The following is a 20,017-nucleotide window of genomic DNA, read 5'->3' as shown; positions in this document are numbered from 1 at the left end:
CAACGATAAGGGTCGTTGCGGGGCTTTTCGGTTTACCCGCCCTAGCGGATCTGGTGTTTGTGCAGCAACCGATAGAACGTTGGCCGGGAAATTCCCAGGACGCGGGCAGCGACACTCAAGTTATCGCTGTGCCGGTTGAGCACATCGCACAGCGCCTGGCGTTCGGCGCGGTGTTTGTAGTCTTCCAGTGTAGACAGGGGTGGCGAAATTGCCTGTTCGCTGATCAATCCCAGATCAATAGCCTCGATCTGTCGCCCTTCGGCGAGTACCAGGCCACGACGCACCCGGTTGGCCAACTCGCGCACATTGCCCGGCCACGGGTGTTGCCCCATCGCCACCAGCGCGTCTTCGCTGAAACTGCGCGGACGGCGGCCGGTTTCCTGGCTGTAGAAACGTGAGAAGTGGTTGGCCAACATCGCTACGTCGCCGTGGCGCTCGCGCAGCGGCGCAGTGACCACTTGCAGCACGTTGAGTCGGTAGTACAAGTCCTCACGAAAAGCCCCCTTGGCCACAGCGGCTTCGAGGTCGACGTGAGTTGCCGCCAGTACCCGCACATCCACGGGGATGGGCTGGCTGCCGCCGACGCGCTCAACCTGTTTCTCCTGGAGAAACCGCAGCAGATTGGCTTGCAGTTCCATGGGTAAATCGCCGATTTCATCAAGGAACAGCGTGCCGCCATGGGCCGCTTCGATGCGCCCGACCTTGCGCTGATGGGCGCCGGTGAAGGCGCCCTTCTCATGGCCGAACAGTTCGGATTGGATGAGGTGTTCAGGAATCGCGCCGCAGTTGATCGCGACAAAGGGCTTGGCGTGGCGTTGGGATTGGCGATGCAGGGTCTTGGCCACCAGTTCTTTACCGGTGCCACTGTCACCACGGATCAAAACCGGGGACTCGGTGGGTGCGAGCTTGGCCAATAGCTTGCGAAGTTCGCGAATCGGCCGACTGTCGCCGAGCAGTTCGTGCTCCGGCTCATTTACAGGTGTATTGCCCTTGCCGCGCAAGCGCGCCATGCCAAAGGCCCGGCCGAGGGTGACCTGCACGCGCGCGACGTCAAACGGCAGGGTATGGAAGTCGAAGAACCACTCGCAGACAAAATCACCGACATTCTGCAAACGCAGCACATCCTGGCTGAGCACAGCGATCCACTCGGTGCCGCTGCGGCCGATCAATTCCTTGACCGCTTCGGGACGCTCCAGGTGATAGGGCTGCAACCGCAGCAAACCCAAGTCACACGACCGGTCGCCCACCGCCTCCAAAGCACAGCTGTCCACCTCCCAACCTGCCGTGCGCAAACCGGGCAATAGCCCATGGCAGTCATCACAGGGATCGACCACGAGCAAGCGGCGTTGCGCAGGTGTAACAACCATGACTATTCCTTGGCGCCAAAATTGTTGATTGCTGGAGGTAAAGTTATTTAGAAACAACGGTTTGTGGCGCTCAGCGCTAACACTAGCAAAATCTTGACGCGGGCCTTGTACCGTTTCGCTATAAGTGCGGGCAAAAAGCCACCCACTGTCGCGTCCATCAAAAAAAGTTGGGCACGGCTAAAACTTTCATTCAGCTTTCAAAACAGCCGCTTACATGACAGTCATCAGGAAAAGTTAAAATTTGTTGCTCTAACATGTGACCCGTACCCCGTCATCGTGCATCAGTACAAGTAACCCGCCGCACGGTCAGCCCAACCGCCGGTACTCACTTGAATGGGCATTTAGAGAGAGACCCACATGAACGCCCCGCTCCGCATCAACGAAGCTCTTTTGATCGCAGACCGTGCTTTTCAGCCCTTTCAGTGCGTGGCTTGGCACGATGGCAACGGCGCCTTGAGCCTGAGCGTCATCGACCGCACCAATACCCGTATTGGCAGCAAACAACTGTCATCGAACACCTACAGCGACCCGGCGCAATTGGAAGACCTGCTGTTGCAGGCCCGTGCCGAACTCGACAAAGATGGCTACCAGTTGCAGTCCTGGGCCATGCCTAAGTAAGTTGCTGCACCAACTTCCGATCACTGCAAGACACTGATCGGAAGTTGGGCAACTGAACTTAAGACGTTTATCGCGCGGCGAGAATAAACCGCTCGATTGCCTCTGCAGCACCGTCATCAATATTACTACCGGTGACCACATTGGCCTGGCGCTTGACGGTTTCTTCCGCCTGCCCCATGGCAATCGATAATCCGGCTACCTGAAACATCGCCGGGTCATTTCCCCCATCGCCGATGGCCGCCGTCTGCTCCAGCGGGACCCCAAGGTGCGCCGCCAGGGTCTTCAAGGCCTCGCCTTTATTGGCCAGCATGGCCGTCACATCCAGATAAATCGGTTGCGAACGCGATACCTGCGCCAGGCCTTGCACCTTGGGCTGTAAACGCGCCTCCAGTTCCACCAACAACTGCGCGTTGTTGCTGGCGGCGACGATCTTGTCGATCCGATCCAGGTACGGCTCGAAACTCTCCACCACCACTGGCCCATACCCCAGGCCATGGGCTTCGCGCGGTTCCATCGGGCCTGGCGGGCCACGGCGCAGCCAATCACCGTCGGCAAATACCCATGGTTCCACGTCCGGCTCGGCCGAGAACATCGCCAGTGCGACCAGCGCCGCCTCCGCCGGCAGATGGTGGGCAACCAGGATGCTGCCATCCGGGTTGATCAAGGTACCGCCGTTAAAACCGGCTACCGGCACATCGATCCCGAAGGTCTCGATCAGGTGCAGCATGGCTTTGGGCGGTCGCCCGCTGGCGAGGCTGAAAAACACCCCCGCCTCGCGCAACGCACTGACCGCATCGACCGTACGCTGGCTCAGACGGTGATCTGGGTGCAGCAACGTGCCGTCCACGTCGCTGAGGATGAAACGGATGGGATGAATCGCGGCATCACTCATCCAAGGGTGTGCCAAGTGCGACCATCGCGGGCCAGCAACGCATCTGCAGCAGCAGGACCGTCTTCACCGGCCTTGTAAGCCTGGATTCCATCGTCTTCCTTCCACGCATCGAGAAATGGCTGCACGGCACGCCAGCCGTTCTCGATATTGTCGGCCCGCTGGAACAAGGTCTGATCGCCGGTCATGCAGTCGTAGATCAGGGTTTCGTACCCGGTCGACGGTTGCATCTCGAAGAAGTCCTTGTAGGCAAAGCCCAACTGAATGTTGGCCATATCGAGGGTCGGCCCTGGCTTTTTAGCCAGCAGGTCAAACCACATGCCTTCGTTGGGCTGGATCTGGATTTTCAGGTAGGTGGGCTTGAGCTCATCAACCTCGGTATCGCGGAACTGCGCATAAGGCGCCGGTTTAAAGCAGATCACGATTTCGGTGTCGCGCACGCTCATGCGCTTACCGGTACGCAGGTAGAACGGCACACCGACCCAGCGCCAGTTGTCGATCATCACCTTGAGGGCAACGAACGTCTCGGTGCTGCTGTCGGGCGCGACGTTGGCTTCTTCCCGGTAGCCCGGCAACGACTTGCCGCCGATTTCGCCAGCGGTGTACTGCCCACGCACCGAGTTGGCCCGGGCATCTTCCAGGGACCAAGGCCGTACCGCGCCAATTACCTTGGCCTTTTCACCGCGCACAGCGTCGGCACCAAATGCGGCGGGCGGCTCCATGGCCACCATCGCCAACAACTGGAACAGGTGGTTCGGCACCATGTCCCGCAGGGTGCCGGTTTTTTCGAAGAAATTACCCCGGGTTTCCACACCAACGGTTTCGGCGGCGGTGATTTGCACATGATCAATGTAATGGTTGTTCCAGAACGCCTCGAACAGCACGTTGGAGAAACGGCTGATCAGGATGTTCTGTACGGTTTCCTTACCCAGATAATGGTCAATGCGGTAGATCTGCTTCTCGCTCATCACCTTGAGCAAGCTGGCGTTCAGCGCTTCGGCGGTGGCGAGGTCGGAGCCGAACGGCTTTTCGATCACCACACGCCGGAAGCTGTCATCAGTCTCCGTCAACAATCCGGCACTGCCCAGGCGCTGCACCACTTCACTGAAGAAGCGGGGCGCAGTGGCCAGGTAGAACACAGCGTTGCCGGTGCCGCTGTCGGCGATTTTCTTGCCGATGTCGGCGTAGGTGCTGTCGTCGAGGAAATCACCCTCGACGTAGCTGATGCCTTTGGCCAACTGCGCCCACAAGTCCGGGTCCAAAGCGTTCTCGCCATTACCCTTGACCTTGCTCGCAGCCTCGGTGCGAATGAAATCCTCGAGTTTCTTGGCGAAGTCGGCATCGCTGATGGCGTTGTGATCAACGCCCACAATGCGCAGCCCATCGCCCAACAGGCCATCACGACTGAGGTTGTACAGCGCCGGCATGAGCAGGCGCTTGACCAGATCGCCATGGGCGCCAAACAGAAACAGCGTGGTTGGAGGTGCGGGTTCGGCCTTGGGTTTCTTGCCGTTAGCGGTCATTTTTTGGAAGTCTCCACATGACCACCAAAGCCGAAGCGCATGGCAGACAGCATCTTGTCACCGTAGGTGCTCTGCTGGCGCGAGCGGAACCGCGCGAACAACGAGGTGGACAGCACCGGTACCGGCACGGCTTGTTCCATGGCGGCTTCGATGGTCCAGCGGCCTTCGCCACTGTCGGCGACGGAACCCGAGTAGCCTTCAAGTTTAGGGTCGGTGGCCAGGGCGTCGGCGGTCAGGTCCAGCAACCAGGACGAAACCACACTGCCACGGCGCCAGACTTCGGCGATATCGGCAACGTTAAGGTCGAAACGCTGGTCTTCCGGCAGGTTGTCCGAGTTCTTGGTCTTGAGGATGTCAAAGCCTTCGGCGAAGGCCTGCATCATTCCGTACTCGATGCCGTTGTGGATCATCTTGACGAAATGCCCGGAACCCGCAGGACCGGCGTGGATATAACCCTGCTCGGCGCGCGGATCTGCGGAGGCGGAACGGTCCTTGGTGCGCGGGATATTGCCCAGGCCCGGTGCCAGCGCGGCGAAGATAGGGTCAAGGCGTTGCACGGTTTCGGTATCGCCACCGATCATCATGCAATAGCCGCGTTCCAGGCCCCAGACGCCGCCAGAGGTGCCGACATCAACGTAGTGCAGGCCCTTTTGCGCCAACGCCTTGCCGCGACGAACGTCATCCTTATAGTTGGTGTTGCCGCCGTCGATGATCACGTCACCGTCTTCGAGCAGCTCACTGAGTTCATTGATGGTGTTTTCAGTGGGGTCGCCTGCTGGCAACATCACCCACACGGCGCGAGGCTTTTGCAGCTCGGCAACCAGGGCTTTCAAGTCGGCAACGCCAGTGGCGCCCTCCTCGCTCAAGCCTTTGACAAATGCTTCGTTACGGTCGAAAACAACGGTGGTATGCCCATTGAGCATCAGGCGCCGTGCAATATTCCCGCCCATGCGGCCTAGTCCGATAATCCCCAGTTGCATGTGCTGATGCTCCTAACTACTAAATAAATGTGTGACATAGTTTATAGCGCAATGAGGCTAATGAGGGTTAGTCAGGGGCAGATCCATGTAGTTTCATGACAAAAAAGTTGCCATCGTTTCAGCATCACAGCACCAAAAGTCACAGGACCACCAAAAATAAAAAAGTTCCATTGCGCTGAAAAAGAATTCAGAATTGCTTCCGACTGTTGCCGAGAACCTCGACTCAAGCGTTCTGGCACACCGCGACACACCGGCTATTTGCGAGGTAAGCAATGAGCACTGCACAGATGACCCGTCCTCCCCAGACCCTCTACGTCACGCTCCGTCGCGATGAACTGCGCCAGTTGAAAGACGAACGCGAGCAGTTGCAGCAGGAGGTCATGCGCCTGCGTGCTCATATCATTCAAGCCCAGCTGGATCAGCCTTACGGCGCGCAACCTGCGCTCTGCTGAGCCCTGTAATGACTTTGTAAGATAACGGCTACACAAATCTCACAAAGTTTTCACACGCACTTCCCGATACTCCCGCCCACAAGGGCCACCCCAATGCAAGGGTGGCCTCTATTGCGCGCAGCCCTGCGCGTGATTGAAAAACTACCGGGTTGGAGCGCTGGATGGCGATGTTCGAACGCAGCACTAAGTCTGCGAAAGGCTTTGATTGGGCCGGTCTTGGCTGGCTATTCCTGTTTTTCTGGTACTTCTCCGGCATCACACAACTGCTGATCCAGCTCAGCGGCACGTCCGGCTTCAGTGGTTTTCGCCAAGCGTTCTTCATGAGCGCACTGTGGCTCGCCCCCCTGCTCGTTTTCCCACGCCGTACGCGCTTGCTCGCCGCCCTGATTGGCGTGGTGCTGTGGGCCTGCTCCATGGCAAGCCTGGGTTACTTCTTCATTTACCAGCAGGAGTTTTCCCAAAGCGTCATCTTCATCATGTTCGAGTCGAACATCTCTGAAGCCGGTGAATACGCCACCCAATACTTCGCTTGGTGGATCGTGCTGGCCTTTATTGCCCACACCGCCGTCGCGGTTTTCCTGTGGACCCGCGTGCGACCGGTGTACCTGCCGCGCGGCCAAGCCCTGGTGGCGGCAACGGCGATCCTGGTGGCCATTGTCGGATACCCGCTGGTCAAGCAAATTGCCCGCAGCGACACCCTGGACGACGCCATCGACCGCTTTGAATCGCGCATCGAGCCTGCAGTGCCTTGGCAGATGATCGTCGCCTATCGCCGCTACACCGAACAACTCGACAACATGCAAGGCATGCTCGACAGCGCCAGCCAGATTGCGCCCTTGACCAATCTCAAGGACACCATGGCCGGCCAGCCCTCGACCCTGGTGCTGGTCATCGGCGAATCCACCAACCGCCAGCGCATGAGCCTCTACGGTTACCCGCGCAACACCACGCCGGAACTGGACAAGCTGCGCGACCAACTGGCGGTGTTCGACAACGTCATCACCCCGCGCCCCTACACCATCGAAGCGCTGCAACAGGTGCTGACGTTCGCCGATGAAGAGAACCCGGACCTGTACCTGAAAACCCCGTCGATTGTCAGCGTGATGAAACAGGCCGGCTACAAGACTTACTGGATCACCAACCAGCAGACCATGACCAAGCGCAACACCATGCTCACGACCTTTTCCGAACAGGCCGACGAACAGGTGTACCTGAACAACAACCGCAACCAGAACGCACGCCAATACGACGGTGACGTCCTCGCGCCATTCTCCAAGGCCCTGGCCGATCCAGCGGAGCGCAAGTTCATTGTGGTGCACCTGCTCGGCACCCACATGAGTTACCAGTACCGCTACCCGCCGACGTTCGACAAATTCACCGATCGCCAAGGCGTACCGGCAGGCATCAGCGATGATCAATTGCCCACCTACAACAGCTACGACAATGCCGTGCTGTATAACGACTTCGTGGTGTCGAGCCTGATCAAGGATTACGCCAAGACCGATCCAAACGGCTTCCTGCTATACCTGTCCGACCACGGTGAAGACGTATTCGACTCCGCCGGCCACGCCACACTGGGGCGTAACGAAGGCAAACCGACTGCGCCGATGTACACCATTCCCTTCATGGCCTATGCCTCGCCGAAATGGCGTGAGAGCCATGACTGGAGTTTCGCCGGCGATCTGCAACGCCCTTACACCAGCTCGCAGTTGATCCACACCTGGGCCGACCTGGCCGGGCTGAGCTCCGATGAAATCGACCGCAGCAAAAGCCTGGTGAGCGACAGTTTCAAAGCACGTCCGCAACTGATCGGCAACCCGTACTTGCGCCAGCAGAAGGCCCTGATCGACTTCAGCCTGATCAAGCCGAAGAAGGTTGGCCCGACCGATGTGGTGCTTCAGGAAGCGCCAGGTTCGTAACAGAAAGATAACAATCATTCTCGTTTAACCCTAAAGTTCCGCTCCTCCTTTCGTCTTTGAGCCAAGGCCTTCCCTTTCCGGGGTGGCCGCAAAGACGACAAGGAGTCTCACGCGATGTTCGCGCCAATTACCCGTTCCATGACCCTCACGCTCGGCCTGTGCAGCGCCGCGCTGAGCCCGGACCTGCTGGCTGAAACCGACCCCGAACAGACCCAACTCGAACTCGGCGCCACCCGCATCACCGCCGAAGGCCTGGGCGCGACCACTGAGCACACCGGTGCCTACACCACCGGTTCGATGAGCACCGCCACCCGCCTCAACCTGTCCGTGAAAGAAACCCCGCAGTCGATTTCGGTGATCACGCGCCAGCAGATGGACGATTTCAATCTCAATACCTTGACCGACGTGCTGCGCCAGACCACGGGTATCAACGTGCAGCACAACGACTCAGACCGCGTGTCCTACTCCTCTCGCGGCTATGGCATCACCAATTTCCAGATTGATGGGATGCTCAACACCTTCGGCTACATGAAGTCCGACGCTGACACCATCATCTACGACCACATCGAAGTGGTGCGCGGCGCCACGGGCCTGACCACCGGAGCGGGCGACCCTTCAGCCACTATCAACATGGTACGCAAGCGCCCCACCGCCCAGTGGCAGGCGAAAACCGGCGTAAGCGCGGGCAGCCATGACAACTATTACAGCTACGTGGACGTGGGCGGCCCGCTGGCATTCGACGGCAAGTTGCGCGGGCGTACCGTGCTGGCCTATCGCGACAGCCAATCCTTCCGTGACAACTATGAGCTACAGCGGGAGGTCGGCTACGGCATTCTCGAAGGCGATCTGTCAGACGACACCGTGCTGGCCGTAGGTTTTGATTACCAGAACAAACAAGTCCAGGGCACTTCCTGGGGCACCGTGCCGTACTGGAACAGCCAGGGCGGCAAGGCCGGGCTGTCGCGCTCCACCAACATGGCCGCGCACTGGAGTTCCTGGCCGCTGACGGACAAGACCACTTTCGCGACCCTCGAACATCGACTGGGTGGCGATTGGCATATCAAAGCCGCCTACACCCATCGCCAGAGCGACACAGATGGCAAGGTCTACTACGGCGGCTCGGGTTTCCCCAACGACGACCGCAGCGGCATGAGTGCCTGGGCGAGCCACATGCGCGGCACCTCGCGGATGGAAGCCATCGACCTCAACCTGGCCGGCAGCTATCAGTTACTGGGCCGCGAACACGCCTTGATGATGGGCTACGGCGAGGCCGCGCAACGGGACAGTTCGCCATTTATGCGCGAGAACATCCCAGCCGGCTACTACAGCATTGAAGACTGGAAATACATGGGCGGGATCGCTAAGTTCGGCGACACCGTCACCGGCCTCAAAGGCGAACACAGCAGCAAGGAACAGAAGGCCGGCTACCTGGCCACGCGACTGAGTCTCACCGACCGCCTGCATGCGGTACTGGGCAGCCGCTATGGCAGTTGGGAACTGAAAAGCGCAGCCCCCCGATACGACGACAACGACCAACTGACCGCCGCCGGCAAAACCAGCCAGACCCACAACGACATGTGGACGCCCTATGCCGGGCTGCTTTACGACATAACACCGGAGTACACCGTCTACGCCAGCTACACCGATATTTTCAAACCCCAAAGCCTCAAGGATGCCAACAAGAAATTCCTTGAGCCGGTGGTGGGCAGCAACTACGAAGTGGGCATCAAGGGGAGTGTGCTGCAAGAGCGCCTGAACCTGGCGGCGGCGTATTTCTGGAGTACTCAGGACAACGTTGCCGAGCGCGATTACTCGGTGCCACGCAACCCAAGGACCGGCGAGGAATATTACAAGTCAGGCGGCAAAGGCAACAAAGTGAACGGCTTCGAACTGGAAGCGTCCGGGGAAGTGATGCCCGACTGGAACCTCACGGCAGGCTACACCTACACCCATTCGGTCAACGGTTCGGGCAACCGCAATAACACGGGTCAGCCGCTGAACCTGCTGAAAGTATCCAGCGCTTACCGCCTGCCGGGTACATGGCGCAACCTCACCGTCGGCGGCGCCGTGAACTGGCAAAGCGATTTCTATGATTTCAGCAATCGACCGACCGGTGCGCGCGATACCGATGGCGACCCGATCACCACCCGGGCAAAAATCACGCAGCAGGCCTACACCGTGGTTAACCTCATGTCCCGCTATCAATTCGACGACCATGTTTCAGCGTCGCTTAACGTCAACAACCTGTTTGATAAAAAATATTACGAGCGTGTCGGCTTCTATAACGGCGTGTACTGGGGTGACCCGCGCGCCATTACGTTGGCCTTGGACTGGAGACTTTAAAGCGCACAACCCGAAGTTAACGAAATTGTTAACTTCGGACGTTTCTCGAGTTAATTCCCACTTAATAAGATCGCTGCAAAATCGCCCCATGAATCTGCTCAAGGACAGAACGGATAACCGATCACACTTAATGAGAATACCCCGATGAAACTCTCGACTTTGATGCTTGCCAGCCTGATGACCCTAGCCTCCGCCGCCGCTTTTGCAGAAGATGGCTCGGAGCGCGCGAAGGAGTACTACAACAACTTCACCTTCATGCTGCAGAAGGTTCACGGCACTAACGAGCAAACAGCATCCGCCGACGACACGTCTTCCAAGACCAGCACCACCAATCAGGAACAACCGAAGAGTTAATTAATGTTTAGTTAATCCGCAACACCCTGGGCCATTCCGCTCCGTTGGCAAAGGTTTATTGGGCGCCATTTAATGGCGCCCTTTTTTTGCCTGTTATTTATTAAAGCGGCTTGTTCCAGAACAGCATACGGCCATGAGCCGGATCAAACTTTGAATCATCAAAACCAAACTTTCGATACGCCGACTGAGCGATAGCATTACCCTCAAGCACCTCCAAGGTGATCTTGCAGCAACCGCGCTGGCGGGCAATTTCCTCGACCTTTTGCAGCATTTTCTGACTCAGGCCCAGGCCGCGGAACTCATTCATCACCACCACGTCATGAATGTTGACCAGTGGACGGCAGGCAAAGGTGGAGAACCCTTCAAAACAATTCACCAGCCCCGCTGGCACGCCGCCGACGAACGCCAGCACACTGAAGGCATGGGGGCGCTTGGCCAATTCGGCCGGCAGTTGCTCTAGAAGGTCAGCGGGCAGGCTATGGCTTCCGCCCATGGGGTCTTGTGCGTAGTGGTTGAGCACGCGGCCTATGGCTTCAGCGTGCACGGGGTTGGTGTAGCTGGCTTGCAGCACCAGGATATCTGGGGTTTCCATTGCCTTCCTCGATCACGACAACAAGGGAATCGGCTCCCTTTGAGGGGCTCGATTGTAAGCGTGGAGTCGGCGGTAGATGAAGGAGAAAAACTACAAATATCTGCCAGAAAGCGCGAGGTTCATGGCGACGAAAAAGCGCTGGCGGCAGATTTAGGAGGTTGCCCTGCACGCCTTAGCCGAAACGCTGCAATTGCATTTCCTGCAGCCGGCTCAGGGTGCGGCGGAAGGGAAACTCCAGGTAGCCCTGGGTATAGAGGCGCTCCAGCGGCACTCGGGCCTCGATGAACAGGGGCACCTTGCGGTCGTAGCACTCATCCACCAGGGCGATGAACCGACGCACGCTGTCGTCGTGCACCGACAACTGCGGCAATTCGCGATCACCCGCCACCACCCGCTGGGCGCCGTCTTCGGTGCCTCGGGCAATCCGGCCCGGGCGCTGCTGCGCACTCAGGTCAGGCACCTCGCCAAGTAAAATCGCCTTGAAGCGATCACACAGCAGCATGAAGTCCATAGCGGCCAAGGGTTGTTCGCACAGGTCGGCATAACGACACCAGAGCACGCTGTCACTGGACCGCACCGTCACGATGCTACGGTGACCGACAACGACCGGCTCGTGGCTCACCACCTGCCCTTCTGCCAATTGCGTGAAGACAGTCGCAAGCGCCTCGGGCTGATTCACCCAATAACGCTGCATGCCGACACCTGGATGCAAACGATGATCTTCACCGCCGTCCACCGCCACCACCCGCATATGCTGCTTGACCGCTGCGATACCCGGCAAAAACCGTTCGCGGTTGAAGCCATCGGCATACAGTTGGTCGGGAGGCTGGTTGGAGGTGCAGACCATCACCACACCTTCCTCGAACATCACCTGGAACAACCGACCCAGGATAATCGCGTCCCCGATGTCATTGACGAACAACTCGTCAAAGCAGAGTACGCGCACTGCCTGGCTCAGCTCTCGCGCCAGGGCCTGCAACGGGTCGGCGGTGCCAGTAAGCTCGAATGAACGCTGATGCACCCACCCCATGAAGTGATGAAAGTGCTGACGCCGCGCCGGCACTCGCAGGCTCTGGTAGAACTGGTCCATCAACCAGGTTTTGCCCCGACCCACCGGCCCCCACAGGTAGACACCGGTGACCGGCGCACGCCCTTGGTGCAGAGCCTCATGGCAGGCTTGAAGGGCATCCACCGCCCGCCGCTGGGCATCGTCAGAGACGAAGCCCTGCTGGGCGATGGCGTGTTGATAGGCAGCGAGAGGCGAGTCGAAAGTCATGCACGCACTCCTGACAGGCCGTTTTCTTAACCTTCGAACTTACGCAAGGCTCTTACTGACCACCTCGAACACATCGCTCGACAGCTCGCCCGAACCACGAATGCGCTCCAGCTCGGCCTTCATCAGCGCCTGTCGCGCGCTGTCGTATTTACGCCAGCGGGTCAACGGCGCCAACTGGCGCGACGCAATCTGCGGGTTGAAGCCATTCAACTGGATCACCAGATCCGCCAGGAAGCGGTAGCCGGAGCCATCCGCCGCATGGAAGTTGATTAGGTTCTGCCCGGCAAAGGCGCCGATCAGTGCACGCACTTTGTTCGGGTTTTTGAGCGTGAACGCCGGGTGTTCCATCAACGCCTGGACCCGCGCCAGCCCGCCCGGCAAGGTGCTGCCGGCCTGCACACTGAACCACTGGTCCATCACCAACGGGTTGTCCTTGAAGTTCTCGGCAAACACCGCCAACGCCTGGGCTTTTTCCGCCTCGAACGGCGAGTTCACCAGCACCGCCAGCGCGGTCAGACGCTCGGTCATGTTGTCACTGGTGTCGAACTGCTCCAGGGTGGCCGCCAACACCTCAGGCTTGCCGCTGAGCATCAGGTACGACAGGGCGATGTTCTGCAAGGCGCGACGGGCAAAGTGCTCGGCCGCTGCCACATATGGGGTTTGCTTGGACAGGTCGCGATTGGCCTGATAACGCAGCCACAGCCCTTCGAACAAGTTGTCGGCCAGTTGCTTGCGTGCAAATTCGCGTGCGGCGTGGATCGCATCCACATCCGCCACTTCGCTGATTTCTGTCAGGTAGGCTTCGCCCGGCAACGAGAGCATTTCCGCGACCATCGCCTGGTCCAGGCTTTCGTCGCTCAGTACCGTACGCAGCGCGTCGATCAGGCGTTGATCCATTTTCAGCGCCTGGCCCGCCTGATGCTGGCCAATCAGTTCCTGCAACACCTGCACCGACAGTTGCTGGCCGGCATCCCAACGGTTGAAGCCGTCGCTGTCGTGTTGCATCAGGAACATCAACTGATCGCGGTTGTACGGGAAGCTCAGTTTCACCGGCGCCGAGAAGCCGCGCAGCAGCGACGGCAACGGCTGTTCAGCGATGTCGACAAACGTGAACGTCTGCTCGGCCTCAGTCACCGAAATCACGCGGGACGTACCGCCCGCCGCTGCTTCACCGGCCAGGCGCAAGGCGATACCGGCGCCCTTCCCGTCCAGCAAGCCCAGCTCAACTGGAATCACGAACGGCAGTTTCTCGACCTTGTCCGGGGTTGCCGGGCAGCTCTGGCGGAAGGTCAGGCTGTAGGTCTTCGCCGCGGCATCGTACGACTCGCTCACCGCCAGACGCGGTGTACCGGCCTGGCTGTACCAGCGCTTGAACTGGCTCAGGTCGGCGCCGTTGGCGTCTTCCATGGCCTTGATGAAATCGTCGCAGGTCACGGCCTGGCCGTCGTGGCGCTCGAAGTACAGGTCGCTGCCTTTACGGAAGCCTTCGGCGCCCAGCAAGGTGTGGATCATGCCGACCACTTCCGAACCCTTTTCGTAAACAGTTAGGGTGTAGAAGTTGGAGATCTCGATAAAGCTGTCCGGGCGCACCGCATGGGCCATCGGGCCGGCGTCTTCGGCGAACTGGTGGGTCCGCAGGTATGCCACGTCCTGGATACGCTTGACCGTGGCCGAGTTCATGTCAGCCGAGAAGCCGGAGTCGCGGAACACGGTGAAGCCTTCCTTGAGCGACAGCTGAAACCAGTCGCGGCAGGTCACGCGGTTGCCCGACCAGTTGTGGAAGTATTCGTGGGCGACGATGGCCTCGACGCGCTGGTGCGCGGCATCGGTGGCGGTTTCGGCGCGGGCCAGCACGGCGCTGGAGTTGAAGATATTGAGACCCTTGTTCTCCATGGCGCCCATGTTGAAGTCGTTCACCGCGACGATCATGAAGATGTCGAGGTCGTACTCACGGCCATAGGTTTCTTCGTCCCAGCGCATGGATTTCTTCAGGCTGGTCATGGCGTGCTGGCACTTGTCGATGTTTTCTGGCTCGACGTAGATGCGCAGCGCCACTTCGCGCTGGGTCATGGTGGTGAAGCTGTCTTCGACGCACCACAAATCTCCGGCCACCAGGGCAAACAGATAGGCGGGTTTCTTGAACGGGTCTTCCCAGGTCGCCCAGTGGCGGCCGTCTTCACCGGGGCCGCTGGCAATCGGGTTGCCGTTGGACAGCAGCACCGGGTAGCTGTGCTGCTCGGCGATCACCGTGGTGGTGAAGGTGCTCATCACATCCGGGCGGTCGAGGTAATAGGTGATTTTGCGGAAGCCTTCGGCCTCGCATTGGGTGCAAAACATGCTGCCGGATTTGTACAGGCCTTCCAGAGCGGTATTGGTTTCCGGGTGGGTCTTGACCGTGGTATCGAGGGTAAAGGTCGCCGCCGTCGGGTGCACGGTCAGGTGGCTATCAGTCAGTTGGTAGTCAGCGTCCGTCAGTTCCTGGTCGGCCAGGTTCACGCTCACCAGCTCCAGCTGCTGGCCATCGAGCACCAACGGCGGCAGGCCCGCGCCACGCTCGGGGTTACGGCGCATCACCAGCTGCGCGTGGACCAGGCTGTGGTCCTCGAACAACTCGAAGGTCAGGTGCGTCTCATCGATCAGGTAGTCCGGCGCCTGATAATCCTTCAGGTAAATCATCTTCGGTTGTTCGGTGCGCATGGGTGGCATCCTTCTACTGGTGCACGGCGAGCTGGTAGGCCGTGTACTTACGAATATTGATAACGCCGGTGTCGAAGATCAGGTATTGGCCCTTGATCCCCAGCAGCGTGCCTTCGGCAATCGGGTTCTTGTCCAGGTTGAAGCTGACGATCTTGGCCGGATACTGCTCCACCGGGTAGCGAATCTCAATCGGCTCGATGTCGGTCACCGGTTGGATGGCTTGCAGGCCAAAGCGTTCCTGCAGGTTTTCCAAGCCTTCGGCGCAGGAGGCGAACAGTTCGTCACGCACCTGCTTGAGGTCTACGGGTTGCGCGTCGCCCTTGAGCAATGCACGCCAGTTGGTCTTGTCGGCCACCTGGCTGCGCAGCACGTCTTCGACGAAGCCGGACTGCTGGCGCGTGGCAACTCGCAGGATCGGCAACGCCTGGCTCGCGCCCTGGTCCAGCCAGCGCGTCGGCAGTTGGGTGGCGCGCGTGATGCCGACCTTGATCCCCGACGAATTGGCCAGGTAAACCACGTGGTCGGTCATGCAAAATTTCTCGCCCCAGCCTGGATCACGGCAGGTGCCAGCGTCGTAATGGCAACGCTCGGGGCTCATGATGCACAGGTCGCACTGGGCCAGCTTGGTCATGCACGGGTAGCAATAACCCTGGCTGAAGCTGGTCTTGGTCTTGCGGCCGCAATGGCTGCAATGGATGGCGCCGAGGTACTCCAGGCGGATGTGGGTACCGATCAATGGGTTGACCGGCACCTCGGTCTCGCCCAGGCGAAACGCGTATTGAACGGTCGGCTCACCGAGTTGCGCCGACATTTTGCTGACTGCACCGCGACCAATTTCAATCAATGGATCGCATCCGACTTGAACAGGATGTTCGCCACCGGCTCGGATTTGGACGCGCATTCCTGCGGGCCCATGTAGCCGGTGCGCTGGTCTTCCGGCAGGTTCTGGATTTCCCAGGCGATCATCGCTTGCAGGGACAGTTCACGCTGTTCGGCGGTGAGCTTGCGGCCATCGGACCACTTGCCGATTTCCACGGCGAGCTTGAGGCTCTCGTAGATGTCCGGGGTGATGTTTTCGATCATTTCAGCAAAAGAGGACATTAGGCTCTTCCTTATCAAATAGACGATTTGCGGCGGCTGTACAGCCCACCCAGCAAACCGGTGAGGCAACCGATAACCAGGCCGCCCACGTGGGCTGCGTTGGCGATTTCGCCGAAGCCGATCATAGAGACCAGCCCCGACATGCAGAGCACCAGCCAAATCAGCATCATCGCCAGCACGCCACGGGGCAGGCGATAAGCCGGATTCGGCGAGAGTAAATGAAAGATCCAGCAATGCCCGAGCAGGCCATACAGCACGCCCGACAACCCGCCGAACAAACCGGGGCCACCGTAAGCGTATTGAGCGTAGTTGGAGACCAGGCTGAACAGCACGGTCAAACCGAGCAAGTTGACACTGCCCTGGCGTGCTTCGATACGCCGTCCCAGTTCCCAGTACCACATGCCGTTCATGGCCAGGTGCAGGATGCCGAAGTGGATCAACATCGGCGTAACCAACCGCCACCACTGCCCCGACGCCAAACTGTCGGCCAGCGGCGTGAATTGGATGTACTCGCCCAGGATGCGGAACGGCAAAAACGTCAGCCAGGCGACGGCTTGCAGGTTGTCCCCCAGCAAGGTCAGTGCGCCGACGATAATGCTCGCCAGCAGCACAGACGCCGTAACCGGGCTGTGACGCACTTGCTGGGCAAAACTCGGACGCGTCATCGGCGCCTGTTCAGGGATATCCAGTTGCTGGTCGGGGTCACCGGCGGGAAACCGCTGGTACAGCACGCGCACGTCGTCGCTGATGGTCTCGGGCACCCACAACACCTGCTCGCCCGCCTCTTCGCTGACGCGATGGGGCACTTGCATGCGTTGCAGCAGTTTGACGAAGCCGCCCAGATCGACACTCAAGGGCAGGCGCAGTACAGCCACGGTACTCATGTGATGACCTCGGGCCGCTCAACATCGACCCATACGAATTTACGTGGATCGAGGCGGGTTTCCTGATCCAGGCGATACGCCACCAGCTTGCCGTACAGCACTGCGCTGTAGTCCAGGCAAGCCAGGTTGTCGCGGATCGGCGCCGGTTTGCCACTGCGCCAGTAGTGGCCGACGAACAGCAACGGCTCGTCGACGCCATAGCGCAGCAGTGAATTTTTTTCACTGGAGGACAGCGGCGTGCGCGCCACCGGCTCGGGCAGTGCGTCGGGCTGGAACACGATGTCGCCGTAAGTCTTCGGATCGTCTTCCCAGAACTTGGTGCGGAAGAACGAACGCGTCAGACCGTCGCCACCGGTGAGCGTCAGGCCATCGGGCAGGCGCATGTCGGTGCCGCGCAGCAGGCGGTCAAAGGCGTTGCAGGCAAAACTGCCAGGGACGGCAGCGGCCTGCAGGAAGTGCTGGTCGATGCAGCCATCCGGGAAGGTCGCACGCAGCGGCGTGATAAAGCCGTCGTCCCAGCACGCATGCACCACGCGGAAACGCCCGGCATCGACAAACAGCGGCATGTCGTAGAACCAGCCGAGGAAGTCGTGCCAGTCGGCCGGGTGGTGTTCGAACTGGGTCAGGGTCTCTTGAATCAACCGCGCATGCCGTGGGTTGTGCTCACGCACGAACTGCTTGCCACTGCCCGGTGGCGCCGGCGTGGTCCAGCCCAGAGCGTTGAACTCGTGGTTGCCCATGATGCACAGCGCCTGGCCGGCCTCGGCCATGTCGTGGACGATATGCAGCGCCTCGCGGATGCGTGGGCCACGGTCGATGATATCGCCGAGGAACACCGCCATGCGCGACGGATGGCGCCAGGTGCCGCCCTGCTTGTGGTAACCCATTTGGTCGAGCAAGTGCTCAAGGGTATGAGCGCAACCGTGCACGTCACCAATCAGGTCGTAGCTACGCGCGGGATCGAGCATCAGTCGCCTCCACCCCCCAAGCGGCTGCCCCAGCCCAACTTGGTGCGGCACACTTCGTAATAGTTGTGGTCCAGCGGGTGGATCAACCGCAGCTTCTGCGCCTTTTTGCTCACGGTGATGGTGTCACCGGGGGCGCAGGTGAAGTGGTTCTGCCCGTCACAGGAAACCTGCGGGTAGATTTGCATGTCTTTGGACACCACGATTTTCAGCTCACTGTTGCCATCGACCACAATCGGTCGGCTCGACAACATATGGGGATACATCGGCACGATCACAATGGCATCCAGCTTGGGATGCATGATCGGCCCGCCGGCCGACAGCGCGTAGGCCGTGGAACCGGTGGGCGTGGCGACGATCAGGCCGTCAGCCTTCTGGCTGCACACGAACTGGCCGTCGATGTACAACTCGAACTCGATCATCCGCGTGGATTTACCGGGGTGAAGCACCACATCGTTGAGAGCATCGCCCTGGCCGATGGCTTCGCCGTGGCGGCGCACTTCGGCTTGCAACAGGAAGCGGTTTTCCACCAGGTAGTGGCCGTCGAGCACCTTGGCCACTTCGACTTCCAGTTCATCGGGGCGGATATCGGTGAGAAAACCCAGGCTGCCCCGGTTGATCCCCAGCACCGGCACGTTATGCCGCGCCAACGCCCGCGCGGCACCGAGCAGGCTACCGTCGCCGCCCACCACGATGACCATGTCGCACACTTCGCCGAGCATTTTGCGCGACGAGGTTTGCAGGCCGTGGCCAGGAAGAATCTCGGCGATGGTGTCTTCGAGGATCACGTGCAGGTGGCGATCCAGCAGGAATTTTTTCAGCCGGCGGACGGTGTCCAGCACCTGGGTACTGCCCAGGCGACCGATAATGCCGATATTGCGAAAGTGCTCCATGGGGCTCCTGCGGGATATGGGGTGTGGCAAAAAAGAAACGATTATGGGCGAAAGGCCGCCTCAGACAAAATCCTTTGTCATCGCCAAGCCTTGATGACAATGGTTCTCAGGGCTTCTGCTCATCCTGCGCCCGCATTAAAAGGCTATGCTCGGACCATGACCGTATTCCCCGACCTGCACAGCTTACCCCGCCAATTGCGTCACCCTGAGGTGCGCGACCTGGCGTGGGTGGTGCTCGCCCCGCCGATGCTCGCGCAGACGCCTTGGCCGCAGCGCCATCCACTGGCCGGCAGCGACTGGGTGCAGGCGCCCGAGCGTCTGGAACGCTGGCTGCGGCAACTGGACCAGGACAGCCGTGACTTGCAGCACTGGTTAAGCCTGGCCCGCACCCGCCGCCTGGGCCTGTACTACGAGCGACTTTGGCAATTCGCCGTGCAGCATGCGCCGGGCGTGGAGTTGCTCGCCGCCAACCTGCCGATCCGCCGCGCCGGGCATACCCTGGGTGAGTTGGACATGTTGCTGCGCGACCGCGATGGCGTGCATCACCTGGAACTGGCAATCAAGCTCTATCTCGGGCCGCAGGCGGGTAATGGCGAGAACCCGGCGCAGTGGCTGGGGCCGGGCTGCCATGACCGACTGGACCGCAAGTTGGCGCATCTTGCCCAGCATCAATTGCCTATTTCGGCGCGTCCGGAAAGCCGCGAAGCACTGGCGGCGCTGGATATCCAGCAGTTCGATGCGCATTTGTGGCTCGGCGGGTATTTGCTCTATCCCTGGCCTGGACTGGCCGAAGCGCCCCACGGCGCCCATCCGCAGCATTTACGGGGGCGCTGGTTGCATCAGCGTGATTGGCAGGATTTTGTCAGCGCCAGCGCGCCAGGTCGCTGGCAACCATTGCCCCGGCATGCGTGGCTGGCGCCGGCGCACTACTCGGCGGATGAAGTGTGGAGTGAAGAACAGATGCAGCATTGGCTGAGGGAGCTCGATCCGATGGCGCCCGCGCAGTTGCTCGTGCGCATGGTGCAGAGCGGCGAGGATTGGGAGGAAGCCGAGCGGTTGTTCCTGGTGGCGGATCTTTGGCCGAATGTGCCAGGGGCTGGCTGATGGAGTGTGTGGTGTCTGTGAGTGCCTCATCGGGGGCAAGCCCCCTCTCACCACTGACCG

General features: G+C 59.9%; 18 protein-coding genes. 6 read left to right on the top strand and 12 right to left on the bottom strand.

The window, feature by feature from the left end:
* Positions 1-41 precede the first annotated feature (41 nt).
* Positions 42-1,367: a sigma-54 dependent transcriptional regulator gene (locus ACEN2T_RS15820; RefSeq protein ID WP_032887052.1), complete on the bottom strand. Its 1,326-nt coding sequence runs from the start codon at positions 1,365-1,367 to the stop codon at positions 42-44.
* Positions 1,368-1,724: 357 nt separating this feature from the next.
* Between ACEN2T_RS15820 and ACEN2T_RS15815 the strand changes: the two genes are divergently transcribed.
* Entirely contained in the window at positions 1,725-1,985 is a 261-nt protein-coding gene (locus ACEN2T_RS15815; RefSeq protein WP_032887053.1) for a hypothetical protein, read from the top strand.
* 67 nt (positions 1,986-2,052) lie between these two features.
* On the opposite strand, the gene ACEN2T_RS15810 is transcribed toward ACEN2T_RS15815, so the two are convergent.
* From ACEN2T_RS15810 to gnd, 3 genes are read right to left on the bottom strand one after another with little or no spacing between them, the layout of a single operon-like run.
* On the bottom strand, positions 2,053-2,877 hold the full coding sequence (locus ACEN2T_RS15810) for an HAD family hydrolase (protein ID WP_095185908.1): 825 nt from the start codon (positions 2,875-2,877) through the stop codon (positions 2,053-2,055).
* Positions 2,874-4,397: a glucose-6-phosphate dehydrogenase gene (zwf, locus tag ACEN2T_RS15805; protein ID WP_032887056.1), complete on the bottom strand. Its 1,524-nt coding sequence runs from the start codon at positions 4,395-4,397 to the stop codon at positions 2,874-2,876. Before zwf ends, ACEN2T_RS15810 begins: the two co-directional genes overlap by 4 nt.
* Positions 4,394-5,377: a phosphogluconate dehydrogenase (NAD(+)-dependent, decarboxylating) gene (gnd, locus tag ACEN2T_RS15800; RefSeq protein ID WP_442116970.1), complete on the bottom strand. Its 984-nt coding sequence runs from the start codon at positions 5,375-5,377 to the stop codon at positions 4,394-4,396. Before gnd ends, zwf begins: the two co-directional genes overlap by 4 nt.
* 272 nt (positions 5,378-5,649) lie before the next feature.
* Here gnd and ACEN2T_RS15795 point away from each other — a divergent pair, with 272 nt between their 5' ends.
* From ACEN2T_RS15795 to ACEN2T_RS15780, 4 genes are all read left to right on the top strand, one after another.
* Complete coding sequence (locus ACEN2T_RS15795) at positions 5,650-5,829, top strand: DUF6026 family protein (RefSeq protein ID WP_256226376.1); 180 nt, start codon at positions 5,650-5,652, stop codon at positions 5,827-5,829.
* A gap of 161 nt (positions 5,830-5,990) precedes the next feature.
* On the top strand, positions 5,991-7,748 hold the full coding sequence (locus ACEN2T_RS15790) for a phosphoethanolamine transferase CptA (RefSeq protein WP_032887059.1): 1,758 nt from the start codon (positions 5,991-5,993) through the stop codon (positions 7,746-7,748).
* A gap of 114 nt (positions 7,749-7,862) precedes the next feature.
* On the top strand, positions 7,863-10,091 hold the full coding sequence (locus ACEN2T_RS15785) for a TonB-dependent siderophore receptor (RefSeq protein WP_442116969.1): 2,229 nt from the start codon (positions 7,863-7,865) through the stop codon (positions 10,089-10,091).
* Between the two features lie 144 nt (positions 10,092-10,235).
* Positions 10,236-10,445, top strand: a complete 210-nt coding sequence (locus ACEN2T_RS15780; RefSeq protein WP_442116968.1) for a hypothetical protein — start codon at positions 10,236-10,238, stop codon at positions 10,443-10,445.
* A 100-nt stretch (positions 10,446-10,545) separates the two neighbouring features.
* Here the strand turns inward: ACEN2T_RS15780 and ACEN2T_RS15775 are convergent, their stop codons facing one another.
* From ACEN2T_RS15775 to ACEN2T_RS15740, 8 genes are all read right to left on the bottom strand, one after another.
* Entirely contained in the window at positions 10,546-11,037 is a 492-nt protein-coding gene (locus ACEN2T_RS15775; protein WP_095185912.1) for a GNAT family N-acetyltransferase, read from the bottom strand.
* A 172-nt stretch (positions 11,038-11,209) separates the two neighbouring features.
* Positions 11,210-12,313: a cell division protein ZapE gene (gene zapE, locus ACEN2T_RS15770; protein ID WP_442116967.1), complete on the bottom strand. Its 1,104-nt coding sequence runs from the start codon at positions 12,311-12,313 to the stop codon at positions 11,210-11,212.
* A gap of 39 nt (positions 12,314-12,352) precedes the next feature.
* Positions 12,353-15,010 (bottom strand): aminopeptidase N, encoded by a 2,658-nt coding sequence (gene pepN, locus ACEN2T_RS15765; protein ID WP_442116966.1) that lies wholly within the window; start codon positions 15,008-15,010, stop codon positions 12,353-12,355.
* 13 nt (positions 15,011-15,023) lie between these two features.
* On the bottom strand, positions 15,024-15,854 hold the full coding sequence (locus ACEN2T_RS15760; RefSeq protein WP_032887068.1) for a DUF2797 domain-containing protein: 831 nt from the start codon (positions 15,852-15,854) through the stop codon (positions 15,024-15,026).
* Complete coding sequence (locus tag ACEN2T_RS15755) at positions 15,851-16,111, bottom strand: YeaC family protein (RefSeq protein ID WP_032887070.1); 261 nt, start codon at positions 16,109-16,111, stop codon at positions 15,851-15,853. The genes ACEN2T_RS15760 and ACEN2T_RS15755 overlap by 4 nt, the downstream gene beginning before the upstream one ends.
* 14 nt (positions 16,112-16,125) lie before the next feature.
* Positions 16,126-16,995, bottom strand: coding sequence for a rhomboid family intramembrane serine protease (locus ACEN2T_RS15750; protein ID WP_032887072.1), 870 nt, complete (start codon positions 16,993-16,995; stop codon positions 16,126-16,128).
* The gene (locus tag ACEN2T_RS15745) at positions 16,992-17,966 is read right to left on the bottom strand and encodes a metallophosphoesterase (protein WP_371260727.1); all 975 of its coding nucleotides are present in this window, start codon (positions 17,964-17,966) and stop codon (positions 16,992-16,994) included. Before ACEN2T_RS15745 ends, ACEN2T_RS15750 begins: the two co-directional genes overlap by 4 nt.
* Positions 17,963-18,853 carry an NAD(+) kinase gene (locus ACEN2T_RS15740; RefSeq protein ID WP_032887076.1) on the bottom strand — a complete coding sequence of 297 codons (891 nt, stop codon included), beginning with the start codon at positions 18,851-18,853 and terminating at the stop codon, positions 17,963-17,965. The genes ACEN2T_RS15745 and ACEN2T_RS15740 overlap by 4 nt, the downstream gene beginning before the upstream one ends.
* A 156-nt stretch (positions 18,854-19,009) precedes the next feature.
* Between ACEN2T_RS15740 and ACEN2T_RS15735 the strand changes: the two genes are divergently transcribed.
* Positions 19,010-19,957, top strand: a complete 948-nt coding sequence (locus ACEN2T_RS15735; RefSeq protein ID WP_032887077.1) for a DUF1853 family protein — start codon at positions 19,010-19,012, stop codon at positions 19,955-19,957.
* Positions 19,958-20,017 lie beyond the last annotated feature (60 nt).

It is taken from the genome of Pseudomonas sp. W22_MBD1_FP4, assembly GCF_052113765.1.
Taxonomy (GTDB): domain Bacteria; phylum Pseudomonadota; class Gammaproteobacteria; order Pseudomonadales; family Pseudomonadaceae; genus Aquipseudomonas; species Aquipseudomonas sivasensis.
The sequence above is the reverse complement of the archived record's forward strand: the minus strand, read 5'-3'. Positions and strand labels throughout refer to the sequence as shown.